Origin of the sequence: Eisenibacter elegans DSM 3317, from assembly GCF_000430505.1 — a bacterium.
Taxonomy (GTDB): Bacteria; Bacteroidota; Bacteroidia; order Cytophagales; family Microscillaceae; genus Eisenibacter; species Eisenibacter elegans.
In genome coordinates, this window is record NZ_AUMD01000020.1 from 202,410 (window position 1) to 215,559 (window position 13,150).

The 13,150-nt window shown below is 48.9% G+C and carries 8 protein-coding genes; 3 read left to right on the forward strand and 5 right to left on the reverse strand.

Annotation, left to right across the window (positions count from 1 at the left end; genetic code table 11):
- Nucleotides 1-501: 501 nt before the first annotated feature.
- Nucleotides 502-2,358: an alpha/beta fold hydrolase gene (locus G499_RS21080; RefSeq protein WP_026999597.1), complete on the forward strand. Its 1,857-nt coding sequence runs from the start codon at nucleotides 502-504 to the stop codon at nucleotides 2,356-2,358.
- Between the two features lie 410 nt (nucleotides 2,359-2,768).
- Nucleotides 2,769-7,004 (forward strand): CHAT domain-containing protein, encoded by a 4,236-nt coding sequence (locus G499_RS21085; protein WP_081413719.1) that lies wholly within the window; start codon nucleotides 2,769-2,771, stop codon nucleotides 7,002-7,004.
- A 237-nt stretch (nucleotides 7,005-7,241) separates the two neighbouring features.
- Here the strand turns inward: G499_RS21085 and G499_RS0108545 are convergent, their stop codons facing one another.
- The 3 genes from G499_RS0108545 to G499_RS0108555 form a co-directional block, all read right to left on the reverse strand.
- Entirely contained in the window at nucleotides 7,242-8,105 is an 864-nt protein-coding gene (locus G499_RS0108545; protein WP_035726951.1) for an ABC transporter permease, read from the reverse strand.
- 18 nt (nucleotides 8,106-8,123) lie between these two features.
- Nucleotides 8,124-9,854, reverse strand: coding sequence for an amino acid permease (locus tag G499_RS0108550; RefSeq protein WP_342663926.1), 1,731 nt, complete (start codon nucleotides 9,852-9,854; stop codon nucleotides 8,124-8,126).
- Nucleotides 9,855-10,392: 538 nt separating this feature from the next.
- A complete protein-coding gene (locus G499_RS0108555) occupies nucleotides 10,393-11,346 on the reverse strand; it encodes a tryptophan 2,3-dioxygenase family protein (protein ID WP_026999600.1) in 954 nt (317 codons plus the stop codon).
- Between the two features lie 346 nt (nucleotides 11,347-11,692).
- Here G499_RS0108555 and G499_RS21795 point away from each other — a divergent pair, with 346 nt between their 5' ends.
- Nucleotides 11,693-11,848, forward strand: a complete 156-nt coding sequence (locus tag G499_RS21795; RefSeq protein WP_154658378.1) for a hypothetical protein — start codon at nucleotides 11,693-11,695, stop codon at nucleotides 11,846-11,848.
- 145 nt (nucleotides 11,849-11,993) lie between these two features.
- Here the strand turns inward: G499_RS21795 and G499_RS21800 are convergent, their stop codons facing one another.
- Together G499_RS21800 and G499_RS0108570 are read right to left on the reverse strand one after the other, a co-directional pair.
- Nucleotides 11,994-12,179 (reverse strand): hypothetical protein, encoded by a 186-nt coding sequence (locus G499_RS21800; protein ID WP_026999601.1) that lies wholly within the window; start codon nucleotides 12,177-12,179, stop codon nucleotides 11,994-11,996.
- Between the two features lie 13 nt (nucleotides 12,180-12,192).
- The gene (locus G499_RS0108570; protein WP_026999602.1) at nucleotides 12,193-12,882 is read right to left on the reverse strand and encodes a hypothetical protein; all 690 of its coding nucleotides are present in this window, start codon (nucleotides 12,880-12,882) and stop codon (nucleotides 12,193-12,195) included.
- Nucleotides 12,883-13,150: the final 268 nt, after the last annotated feature.

Genomic DNA, 13,150 nt, shown 5'->3' on the forward strand with positions numbered 1-13,150 from the left:
GCTGGAAACCCTTGAACATCAGTACAACCAATTCCAGCAAATCTTGGTATAAATTGCAGAAGGCCTGTTGATTTTATTAGAAAAATCATATCATTTATCTGTTTTATCTATATTTATTCAATATTAAAGCCCTCGTTGAGTAGTTATTCACGCACTGTTTTGGTGTAAGTCCTTGCTTTGGGTGCATTTCCTTCATCCTGTTGACACCTTTGCGAGCAACGACCCTGATAAGCTGGTATTTGGCAACTACCTTAAAAAGATACAAATATTTAAGCATAAAATATCTCCTTCGAGCATATTACGTAAACATTAATATTAGTTGGTAAAAAAATTAAAAACTAGCATAATAATGTTATTTTTTCAATTATTTCGAAATTTTTTATTAGTATGCACGCTGACTATCTCAAAAAGGTTTTATATTTGCCTTATATTGTTCAATTACATCATTGGGCAATCACAACACACTTAACCCTTTTTTATACAAATCTCACTCTTACGCTTATGGTACTCAAAAACTACCTGCCTTTAGCAGCCCTTCTATGGGTATGCTTACTCGTTAGTGCGCCCTTATCCGCTCAAGAACTTAGCGAGCTACAAACCCCGATAGCCGAAGCCCATATCAGCAGTGGCGGCGGCGCTAACGACGAGGGGACGATTTACTATGGGGCTGTGCCTGCCAACAGCAGCAACCGACCAGTACTTGTATTTGTACACGGCTATACAGGCAGCGCCTCTACTTGGTGGAACGACAACCAGATGTACACCCTAGCCCTCAATGCAGGTTATCGTACGGCGTTTGTGTCTTTGGGGCCAGACAAGACAATGTGGCACAACGGCCAGTTGTTGGCCAATATGCTCAATACCATCACAACTCACTATGGGGTGAGCCGTGTGGTCTTGGTGGGGCATAGCAAGGGCGGCCTCGACATAGAAGCCGCCTTGGTACACTATGGTGCGTGGAATCGTGTTAGCCGTGTGGTTACGCTTGGCTCTCCGTTTTTTGGTTCTCCTTTGGCCGATATTGCCCAAAGTGGTTGGACTTGGTTTTTGTCCTATATCTTTGGGCAGCGTAACGATGCGACCTATGTACTACAGACAAGCTACATGAACTATGTCCGCAGCATTACAGACAATCACCCCAACAACCCTCGTGTAGATTTGCGCAGCGCTGGTGCGTGGGGCTATAACCAAGGCGCTTGGTACTTGGTACCGGCCTCGTGGTTTCTCTCCGGTTCCAATGATGGCGTTGTAGAGTATAGCAGCACACGCCGCCCCAACTCTGTGGTACTTTTTGGCGATAGAGATTCTCGTATGCGCCACGACCACTTCCAAGTAGCCCTAGGGCAACGCGTATGGCAACATATCTCCAACCAGTTTGCTACCGCACCCATCAATATGGTAGCCGAAGACTTCCCCCGAAGCACCGAAGCCTTCAACCCCAACGCTGTATTGCGCAGCCAACACCAAATCATCAGCGCCGATAAGGGTGTGCGTCAGTTTTATGTAGCCAAAGCAGGTGCCAAAATCGAGTTGCAGTTTTTCAGACCCGAAGGGAGCGCCAATATTCAACTCAAAACACCCAGCGGAACGGTTTTCAATCAAACCGCCTTTGAAAAACAAGCTACTGATGATATTTTTGGCGGTGTAGCCGAGCAGATGAATGTGAGCGCTGCCGAACAAGGCTATTACGAAATCAGCTCTTCGGAGCCTTTCTTGGCAATTATCACCACCCAAAACGATGTGTTGGCAGAACTACGCTCCGACCTCAACGACCACAAACTCGTCTATCAGACGGGCGAGGCCATGCACTATACCCTGCAATTGAGCGGCGGAGACGCAGCTTCGCTCAATGAAGCCCAAGTAAGCGGCACGCTCTTGCGTGTGGGTGACCTAGAGGGAAATCGCCAAGAGGGAGACAGCCCCGTAGTGTTGAAATTTCAACGCAATGGTAATGGCACATACCGCGCCTTGGTGAATGAAAATCTGTCTTCGGGCATTTATACCCTCCACGTATCGGCCAAAAGCCCCAGCTTTACACGCAACTTGGTTGGCAGTGTTGCGGTAGTTGGCGACAATGTGTTGCTCGAAAACCGCCTCGACGATGATGCAATCAATACTGTAATGGCTTATCCCAACCCTGCCACAGGAGAGCAAGTTTCGTTTAGAGTACGTACCGAGGGCGCACGTCAGCTCAATATTTATGATCTCAATGGCGCACTTGTCAGCTCATTTAAAGTATCTGGCCAAGGTACTCATACTATCTCTTGGAATCTAAGCGGTATCGCCAACGGTCTGTATATCTACCGCTTAGAGGGTGGCGAACGCACCATTAGCAAAAAACTAATTATCAAACGATAACGCCCCCCTTTCTTCTGAATATAAACCACCTCAAAAAATTGGGGTGGTTTTTTTCTTGCGCCAACTTTACCCCGCTCGATATTGTCAGAAGCCCACAGCCAAAGCAGTGGGTATAGGGAGGTACAAAAAAACGCAGCCCCTTGGAGGAGGCCACGTATTGGGTTTGGTTTTGTAGGTTAGTCAAATTTGCTGTAGTGTTGGTTACCCCTAACCACACGACTTGTTCCAACAATGTATAGTTCAATAGTCAAATGCGTTGATACAAAATTGCGCATTCCTTCTCAAAAACCCACTTAATGAACTATTAAGGAAAGCTTAAACTTTAAGAATCTATAGGCTTGTAACTAATTCGCAAGAGCCTACGTTATTGCTAAAGTCAAAAAAACATACTACTTAAACAATGCCTTACAATGAAAAGACCAATACTGTTGTATCTTTTGCTTTGTTGTTGGATGTTGGGCACAACCAACACATCGGCTCAAACGTGGGAAGAGTTTTTCAAAAAACCTCAAAAACTGTATCACAAAGGTCAATACAGCAAAAGTATCAGAGCGAGTGAGAAGCTTCTCAAAAAAATTGATAAAAAATACAAAGGCGACAGCCTGCTAATAGGCTGGGTATCCCTCCAAAAAGCCTACGCCTATCAGGCGTTGGGGCAGATGCCCGAAGTAACACGCAGCCTCAACGAAGGACTAGCCCCTTTTGGAGAGCAGGCGCGCCTTGACCGCCCTTGGTATACGATTCAGGCCTTGCTCAAGGCAGCGGAGGTCGCCCTCGAAGCCGGCAACTACCCTCAGGCTGATGCTTGGCTGACAACTGCGGCGGCGCTAATCCAACAAGACTTTTCGGATGACCTACTATTGGCAGCCGAATTGGGGCGCTTCCGTAACTACTTGCGCGTACAACGGGGCGAATGGCAGGCTCAAGACAGTCTCATAGCAGTTACCCTTGAGCAGTGGGAGCGCATTGTCAAACAGCCTTCGCTTCAATACCAGCGCCTGATGGCCAAGGTAAGCAAACCAGACCTGATACACCGCAAACGCGCCCGCGCATACGCCTTGCGTATGGCCACAGAGGCGCATATCTTCGCCGGAGATTTTGCTGCTGCTGAGCAATTGCTCAACAATCAATCCTCTGCACTGAACGTAGACAAGTCCGAACAAGCTGCACATCTTATCCTCAAAGGAGACCTTGCTTTGGCACAAGAGGATTATAAAAACGCTGAGAAACAATATGCCTCAGCACTGAAAACCAATAAGTTCTACCATTATATCACCCTCTCGGCAATGGATAAGTACCTAGAGGCCAAGGCTCTAGAGATGGCAGGCAAGGGGTCTAGCGCTTGGAGCAAGCTCTTGAGCGAATATGAAAACCGTTATGAGAAATGGGTAAAACACAGCTTCAACTACCCCACCGGAATATCTATACACCAGTTTCGTCTGCAAAGCTCTAAGGCATACCACCAATGGCTCATCACCGAAAATGCTACGCAGGCTCTCCAAAATAGCCTCAACAATGTGGTACGGTCAGGAGAAGGAATGTTGCCTCTATACCACCCTGTGCGGGCACAAGCTGCCTTGCGTATGGCTCAGCTCAACACACACAAACTCTACAATCTCTCTCAAGCTACTCAAGCTTGGCGTATGTATTTACAAACACGCGTAGCCCAACTAGGGGCTGATGCGCCTGCCCTTCAACCGGATTTGATGGCTTGGGGCGACTTCAATATCCAGTATACCAACCATATTGATACCGCTAAGACTGTGTTTGAAGACCGCCGTTGGCAAGATTATCAACAAAAAATAAAACCCTTACATCCTGTTTTTGGGCAGATGTTGCTGCAATCTGCCCGCTACCAGACTTGGCAGGGCGAATACCCAACCGCCATCTCCCAAACCCAACAAGCACTTGAACTGCTGCGCAAGCGTCTGGGTGAGAATGATTCTCAGGTAGCAGATCTCTACAATCAGCTTGCCGACCGCCAGTGGCAATATGGCCAATATAACCAAGCCGTACAAACCCTACAACAGTCTGCCGCGATTATGGAACAACAAAAGCGTCAAGGCTCTGATGCTTATGTACAATTGCAACTCATCCGCACCACCATCTACACCCAGTTGGGATACTATGCTCAAGCCAACACCACCCTCAAAGACCTCAAACGCCTCATTAAAAAAGATGCGATGAGTCTCTCCAACAAATACGCCGTCGAGCGGATAGAAGGCCAGTTGGCTACCCAAACCGGTGACTATAAAACAGCTCGTGCGCTGCTGCCAAAATTACTCAATGCACAAGAGCAGAGCTATGGCTCAGATAATAAGGCACTTATGCCAACCATCCAAGCTCTTGCCCAGCTCTACCTCACCGAAGGAGATTATAACAACGCAGACAAGCTGCTACGACGTGCCGAGGATATCCGACAGCAAGTAGCCCCAGACCAAAGCCTTCAAGCAGCCAACAGTCTCTTCTACATTAGCCGGTGGGCTACAGCCTTTGGCGACTACGACAAGGTAGTTCGCTATCTATCCCACAGTTTGCCTATTTATGAACAAAAACTCGATAGCCTACACATCGATAGGATAGAGACCAAGGCCGGCTTGGCGCTAGCACAACTCTACACTGACCCTGAGGCGCTGCCAGAATCGAAAAAAACGCTGCTCGACCTGAAAAATACGATGGACACTCATTTCAGCCCCGAACACCCACTCTATGCCAAGATTGTGAAAACGCTAGCCATCATTTACCTAGCAGACAACCAGCCCAAAAATGCCATTCAAGGCTTAGAGTCTGCGTATACCCTTTGGCGTGAGAAACTAGGTAAACGTAACAATGAAATTGGGGAAATAGAAATGTTGATGGGCGATGCCTACCTCCAGCTCAAAGACCTCAAAGAGGCTGATAAGGCATACAAACAAGCGCAGAAGTCCTTCCGCAAAACTTTCAGTATCCAACACCCCAACTATGTGAAAGCCGGAGCTAAGCGCGCACAAATACAGTTCCTCAGTGGCGATCACCGACAGGCCGCCAAAACAGCCCTGCAAACCACACAGCAATACCTCGGATTTATCCAGACTTATTTTGCCGGTTTGAGCGAGCGCGAGAAAGCCGTATACTGGAGTGTAATTCAGCCTGAGTTTGAGTTTTTCAATACAATGGCCATCAATATCGGCGATCCCGAACTGATAGCAGCAATGTACAATTACGCCCTATCGACCAAGGCCCTCTTGCTCAGCTCTTCGCTCAAGGTGCGTCAAACTATCCTCAGCAGTGGTGATGAGCAACTAATAGCCAAATACCAACAATGGGCTGACTTGAAAAATACCTTGGCAGCCAGCCTACACATAGGCGAAGACCAAGAAGATACACTTAAGATAGACCTAGCAGGCTTACAACAGTCCATCGAGAAAGTAGAAAAAGAACTGAGCGAAAGCTCTGAGGTATTCAAGCAAAGCCTGAAAGCCAGCCAACATACTTGGCAAGATGTACAGAGCCGCCTCAATACAGGCGAAGCTGCCATCGAACTAATCCGTACGCGGCATTTTGATGGCACCTTTACCGACTCGGTGCTCTATGTAGCGCTTATCGTTACACCCAATACCAAACGCGCCCCCGAATGGGTAGTGTTGCCTCACGGAAGTCAGCTAGAGCAGCGCTTTATTGTCTTCTACCGGAAGAGTATGTCGCTGGCTCGCGAAGACAAAATCTCCTACAAACAATTCTGGGAACCCATACAGGCCAAGCTCACAAACATCCAGCGGGTTTACCTGTCGTCTGATGGTGTGTACCACCAACTTTCACCTGCTTCCTTCTGGATAGAGGACGAAGGGCGCTATCTCTTCGATAAGCTTGATATCGCCCTCGTCAGCAATACCCGCGACCTCCTAGCCCCACGCCAAACCACCACCAAACGCCCCGACAATGCGCAGGCCGTGCTCTATGGCAACCCTACTTTTTATGCAGCCCTAGGGAACAGCTTTGACCCCGGACAGGTGGCTGAAAAACGCCGCGTTTTGCGCCGGAACTATATCGAACAACTCCCCGGCGCTGATACAGAAGTAGATAAAATCAGCCAACGCCTCCGCGCCAAAGGGTGGGATGTGCAGATATTCAAACACCAAGAAGCCGACGAACGTAGTCTCAAAAACCTCAACAGCCCTGTGATTCTACATATCGCCACCCACGGCTATTTTGTACCCTCTAGCGATCGAAGACTCTCTTCGAACCGCGACCCTATGCTTCACTCCGGCATCTTGATGCGACACGCCGGCGACTATCTCTCGGGTAATATCAGCGATGCCGATGAAGAAGACAACCTCTTCACGGCCTATGAAGCCCTAACGCTACGCCTCGACAATACCGAGATGGTCGTCTTTAGCGCCTGCGAAACAGGCCTAGGAGATGTGCAGGTCGGTGAAGGAGTCTATGGGTTACAACGCAGCCTGTTGGTAGCCGGAGCTAAAACGCTGCTCATGAGCATCTTTAAGGTTTCGGATGAAGCCACCCAACTTCTGATGGACACCTTCTATGAGCGTTGGCTCAGCCACGGTAACAAACGTCAGGCGTTTCGCGAAGCCCAAACAAGAGTCCGAACAGCATTCCCGCACCCTATCTACTGGGGCGCATTCAATATGATTGGGCTTGACTAAGCTGCGCACCAAACACCTTTGAAATCTCATAGCTCAACCTATAGGCCGGTGTTACAAAACCCTTATTACCCCGAAGCTAGCGGTTACCTACGGTGCTGCTACGCGGTTGGGGTTACTTTTTCAAAAATGCTCAGTGGCGCGTGGCACAATCATACCCAACCAAAATTGGTTTGGGAAATGTGTGTATGGTAGTCTGTCAATCACGGCAATATTTACCCGCCAAGCCTCAGAAAAAGGCTACCTGCGCTTCAAGTTAGGCAGGGCTACAAACACCAAGACCAAGGCCGCAGTAGCAAAACGCAGCCAGTTAGGGTTTATGCCCAGCATCAGTACTAAGCTGAGGATGAACCGGAACAGCACCGTCCCCAAGACTACAAAGGCTATCCGCCCACCGATATGCCGCACCCCCAACCATTGGGCAAAGGTCTCCCCTATCATCACCGAGCCAAGACCGGTAATGACAATACCGATGCCCATATTGATGTCAGCAAAGCCCTGCAATTGGGTTATCAAAAATCCGCTAAAGGCAATCAGGGCGTTGGCCATCCCCAGACCGATGATTTTCATCCGGTCAGTATGAATGCCGTTGGCACGTCCCATCGCCTCGGCGCTACCAGTGGCACGCATCGCCAAGCCAAAGTCGGTACGCAGCACAAAACTCAGCCCTACCCCTAGCAAGCCCACACACAGCAATAACAGCAGCGGCTCGGCATATATAGCCGCTAGGCTGCCATCGAGCAGGCGCAGGAGGTTGGCCGTGTCGAGTAGGGGGATGTTGGACCTGCCCATCGTCGCCAGATTGACCGAGTAGAGTGCCGTCATCACGAGTATTCCAGCGAGTAACGCATTGACCTTTAGACGTGTATGGATAAAACCCGTAACGATTCCGGCCAAGGCTCCCGCTACCAATACCATAGGCACAATCCAAGCCAAGGAGATGTTGGCTGTCAACATCACTGCTGTCAGCGCTGCTCCTAGGGTATAGCTGCCGTCAGTAGTGATATCAGGGATGTCAAAAATCCGCATCGAGATGAAAATCCCCATTGATAGGGCAGCAAAGCCTAGCCCTAGAGACAGGGCAGCAAGATATAAATCTAACATAATATTTTTACAACATCTTTAGGCGCGCATCTTGCTATGCCAGTAGCCGTAGCTAAAATAGATGACCAATCCGGCCAACATCCAAAGCCCGAAGCCTATCCAGTTGTGGATACCCAGCTCGGTCATCAGGTAGAAGTTGGTCAGCAAGCCCAACAAAGGGATAAGCGAGAGCTGTTTCCAAATAGCAGCCACTAATACGGCCACTGCCACGCACAAAAAGACCCACATCGGCAGGCGCTCCAAAAAAAGACTCGCCGCGCTTTGGTTGGGCTTTCCGCCGGCAAAACTGAAAAACGCTATCAGCTCCTCGTGGGCATAGACCCAAACCAGCGCCAAGAGCAGCAACATAATAGGCGGCAGGAAGTATCGGCTGTTAAGGTAGGGAACTCTAAAGCGTCGTGCCTCTCCAGCTTCTGCCGGGGGCAGGGTCAGCACCCCCGCCGACACAATGGTAAAGGCAAAGAGCGTCCCGATACTTGTCAGGTCGGTTACCTCTGTGAGGTTCATAAACAAGGCCGGGATGGCCACCATCAAGCCCGTAGCAATCGTAGCGATATAGGGAGTCTGAAAACGTGGATGGATTTTGGAGAAGGCCTTGGGCAGCAGGCCGTCGCGGCTCATCGTCATCAGGATGCGCGGCTGCCCCAGCTGAAAGACCAAGAATACGCTAGCCATCGCCACAATAGCGCTACCGGCTACGATTCCGGCGATAAAGTTCAGGCCACGCTGCGCAAACACATAGGCCAGCGGGTCGCCCACTTGCAGCTCTTTGTACGACACCATACCCGTAAGTACCAGCGCTATCAACACATACAGGATGGTACAGATAATCAACGAATAAATCATTGCCCTAGGCAAGTCGCGTTGGGGGTTTTCACATTCCTCTGCTGTGGTCGAAATGGCATCGAAACCAATATAGGCAAAAAACACGGCTGACACCCCCTGCAAGATACCCCGCAGGCCGTTGGGTGCAAACGGACTCCAGTTGCCCGTATCTACATAGGCTGCCCCTACAACGATGACCATCAACACGACGGCCAACTTGATGGCCACCATAATATTGCCCGTTGTTTTGGACTCCTTAATCCCCACAAAAACCACTGAGGTAATCAATAGGGTAATGACTAGAGCCGGAATATCAGCAATGAGCCTGATATTGCCCGCCAGCACGGGGGCGTTTGTCCAAGCTAGGTACGCCTCCCGCTCCAAGAAAGTCAGGTCTGTGAGTGCTTTTCCTCCTTCTACCAGCGGAATCACCTCCTTCGACACTCGCGCCGCCGTGAGGTAATCCATACTCAAGTAGGCCGGAAAAGGGATGCCCGTGGAGTACAAAATCCCGGTAAAATAATCAGACCACGAGATGGCTACCGCAATATTGCCCACGGCATATTCCATCACCAGAGCCCAACCCAGCACCCAAGCCATCAACTCCCCAAACGAGGTATAGGCATAGGTATAGGCGCTACCACTGATGGGTACAGTAGAGGCAAACTCAGCATAGCACAAGGCCGAAAACAAACAGGCAATGGCCGTGAAGATAAACAAAAACATCACCGCCGGGCCGCCCTGATACGAGGCGTTGCCAATGGTGCTGAAAATCCCTGCCCCCACTACAGCGGCAATCCCAAACGAGACCAAGTCCCGTAGTTTGAGGTTGCGGTGTAGGTCGTTGCTACTTCTTTGGGCTTCTTGTTGTTGGAGGTCGGCCAAAATCTGCCGCACATCCTTGCGTTGGAAAAGTTGTTTCAAAATTTAGTGGTCTGTTGAGGAGCACAGAGTGCTCGGGTATCCCCCACCGGCAGGGCCTTAACCATTAAGACCGCTCCTCGATGGAGCCAAGGTAGTACTTATCGTTGTTTTTGGGCTCCCCCCGCCCCCTAAAAGCGAGGCTTGTCGGGGTTTGATGATTTTTATTTGGGGCTTACCCTTCGGCTCGGGCATCGCTTGCGCTAGCATCCTTCACACGCTTGTGCTCGGATGTCCCTAAGCTGCGTACGCCTGCAAACGCATGCGCAGGAGTAAGTTTGTGTGCGTTTCTACGAACAACAAAACAACTAAAAAAAAACATTTTTCAAAAGCTTTGCCGCAAAATACCTTAGAAAAATAATGTCTTAAAAAGCAATATCGCTACATACCGTAGGTATAGATAGTAGTAAAGGCCTCAGCTTGTCTCGGAGCTGGAGCTCCGAGCTGCTTTTCCAAAAATACCCAGTAGCGTGCGACTATATGTGTTGTTTTCATTGCATGCTGCACACTACGAGCTAAGGCGTGGCAGCCTAGTCTGAATTTATTTCTGACCAAGACGCTCCATGACCCAAGGCTTGCCCCATTCGGCCAGCTCTTCAGCACTCCAAAGTTGGGGGTAGAAGATGGTGCGTTGAAAGCGCGGAGGCAGGTACTGCTGCCAGTTGGTACCTCCAGTAGCCGCTACAGCCTCCGCACCAGTTTTGAGGTACTTGGCCGCCGTACGGAAGTGTACTAAGCGCCACTCTACGTTCATCATATAATCCCAGCGACGAAGGGCTTTGGCAATCTCGGCAGCCTCAGGTAGGTGGGCAATCTTTTGGTACTGCTGCCATAGGTTGCAGTGCTCAAAACGGCGGGCAGTAGCGAGGAAGGTCTCTTGGTATTTTTCCTGAAAATGCTGGGAGGTGATGGTCTCCTTGCCTGTCGATTGGTCGGTAGCACCTTGTCGCCAGTAGAGCTTGGTCAGGAGGGTGGCCAAGTCGGTCTCGGTTTCAGAGGCGGCGTTTTGGGTCAGATAGCGTAGGTCAGTACTGCTGATTTCGATTTGGCGGAACTGCCCCGACTGAAAACCGCTCGAAGGCAATAACGACATTCTAAACTTCCGAAACTGCTCCACATCCATGCCGTCGGTCATGGTATCGAATGAATGGCAGAGATGAGTCATATAACGCTCCATTCGCCCCAATCGGCTCAGGAAAAAAGCTGGTTCGGGCGCGGCTTCGGTACCGAGCTGCTCCAGCTCCCAACGGACTAGCTTGAGGTACAGCTCCGTGATTTGGTGGTATACAATGAAGACCATCTCATCAGGGAAGTAAGTACGGGGCGTTTGGAGACTGAGGAGAGTATCAAGGTGGATATAGTCCCAGTACTTGAGATAATCGCTATAGAGCAGGCCTTCGAGGTTGTCGTCGAGGCTCTGGCCGGTGAGGGCGTATTTTTCTTCTAGGGCGCGGAGCTTGGCCACGGTTTGTTCGGAGTATGGGTAGTCAGGCATAAGTCAGGGCTAAAAGTCATCAAAAAATGCCTACAAAGATACATAGGCCATGGGTAGGTTCAAAACCATCCGCACCTAGTTTGTATGTGGCTTGCTAGCACCAAGCCCAGTGCAACTCACCCTAACAAACAACATATCCTAGGTATTTGACCACCCATCATCAGATGCCAACCCTAAAACCGACGACAAAGCAGCAAAAAAAATACAGCCAAAAAAACGCTTTCTGAGACTATCTACGCATATTCTCAGATTTTTTTTGATTTTCTGGAGCCTAGGTAGAAACTTTTTGCCCGAAATAAGAGTATTACCATCGAACACGAAATATAAACTCTAAACGACTAAAGCAATGAAGCCATCCAAGAAAGATAAACTTACTGAGCTACAAAACTCTATCAAAGATATGCGTCGTATTCAACAAGAGCGTGAGAATATGATGAAGATGGTAGCCACCAAAATTCGGCAAAATAAAAGCCACCAACAAGCAGAGGCCGACGAAGCCTAAGTGCTGATAGATTGTGATTGGCTTGATGGGGTAGCCATTCCAATCCTCTGCTCCCTCGGTAGCCCAATAGGGAAACCGAGGGTTTTTTATACCTAATCAACATTGGTTTGGGTCAAATCCTCTGAAACTTGATAGATGTTAAGGGCTATTCAGCAAATAACTTACCCATTTCCAATTTGGGATTGAGGGTCAGGCTAAAGTACCTGATTTGTTTCCCTTCAAGGTCGTTCAGTTCTTTGTGTTTATAGATGGTCGTCTTGGTTTGTGCGTTCAACTCCTGTACAGCTGTCATCAATAGCAGACACAATAGGGTCGGTAGTAGTTTTTTCATGTTTTGTTGAATTTTAGTATCCCAAAGCCCGGCTGAGAAGCGCATAATTGGCTCTTTCGTTGTCATTCATCAGTATAATATCGGCACGGTCTACGCCACCATACAGCTGCCAAAGCTCTGCGTGCATGGCTTTTAGTTTTGCCTTATTTGCTTTTTTGAGGGTGTTTCTGTCGATGAGGCTATAACTTAGCTCCTCATACTGCCGCTTGATGCCTTGTACTTGTAGGGATTTTTGGAAAAACTGCTGGGCGTTGTAAGAGAGTTTGTGTTTATCAATACGGCTGCAGTCTTCTGTATCTCCATCGTGGAGTAGCACTTTTGTTTCGAGCATGAGTACCTCGGGCTTGTACTCAACAGCCTGATAACGGTCGTAGATTGCTTCATTGGCGACCATTATTACCTTGGCCCCCTCGGCAGGAGCAAGCCCTTTGGCTAATGTATAATGCATCTCTACTACACCATCACGCCGTCGTTGCCAAGTACCTAGTGCTATCCCTCCTGTGAGCTGCACTTGCTGTGCCACGGCCCATACGGCCACTACTCTCCCATCATCAAAAAAATAATAATCATAACCTCCACTGGCGCAGTCAGAGCTGTAATAAGCATATCCCGCAGGCGAGGGCAGGGTGCTGCGCTCTTGGGCTATCACAGTCGCTGAAAAACAATGAATAAGCAACAATAAACAAAATGTAAGTCGAAACATAGTATGCAGGGTTTTGAGAATGTCTTGCCAACATAACAAGCATTGTTCAATAATTCGGAAACATTTTATAAACTAAAGTTTTGGATTTAGCAAATCATACAAATTGTATTTTTGTTAGTGTTATCCCGAATCAAATAATGACCTATATGATACAAACTCCACCACTCAACCAACAAACTACCCAACAACTCAAAGAACTTCTAAAAAATACTCAAGCAATAACCGGATTTGTAATAGGTCTTTTAATAGTCTATGCTGCTGTGATTGC

What these genes read in the sequence shown, in the direction of transcription:
- G499_RS21080 (WP_026999597.1), top strand. Translation starts at nt 502, where the DNA reads ATGGTACTCAAAAACTACCTGCCTTTAGCAGCCCTTCTATGGGTATGC.
- G499_RS21085 (WP_081413719.1), top strand. Translation starts at nt 2,769, where the DNA reads ATGAAAAGACCAATACTGTTGTATCTTTTGCTTTGTTGTTGGATGTTG.
- G499_RS0108545 (WP_035726951.1), bottom strand. Translation starts at nt 8,105, where the DNA reads ATGTTAGATTTATATCTTGCTGCCCTGTCTCTAGGGCTAGGCTTTGCT.
- G499_RS0108555 (WP_026999600.1), bottom strand. Translation starts at nt 11,346, where the DNA reads ATGCCTGACTACCCATACTCCGAACAAACCGTGGCCAAGCTCCGCGCC.
- G499_RS21795 (WP_154658378.1), top strand. Translation starts at nt 11,693, where the DNA reads ATGAAGCCATCCAAGAAAGATAAACTTACTGAGCTACAAAACTCTATC.
- G499_RS21800 (WP_026999601.1), bottom strand. Translation starts at nt 12,179, where the DNA reads ATGAAAAAACTACTACCGACCCTATTGTGTCTGCTATTGATGACAGCT.
- G499_RS0108570 (WP_026999602.1), bottom strand. Translation starts at nt 12,882, where the DNA reads ATGTTTCGACTTACATTTTGTTTATTGTTGCTTATTCATTGTTTTTCA.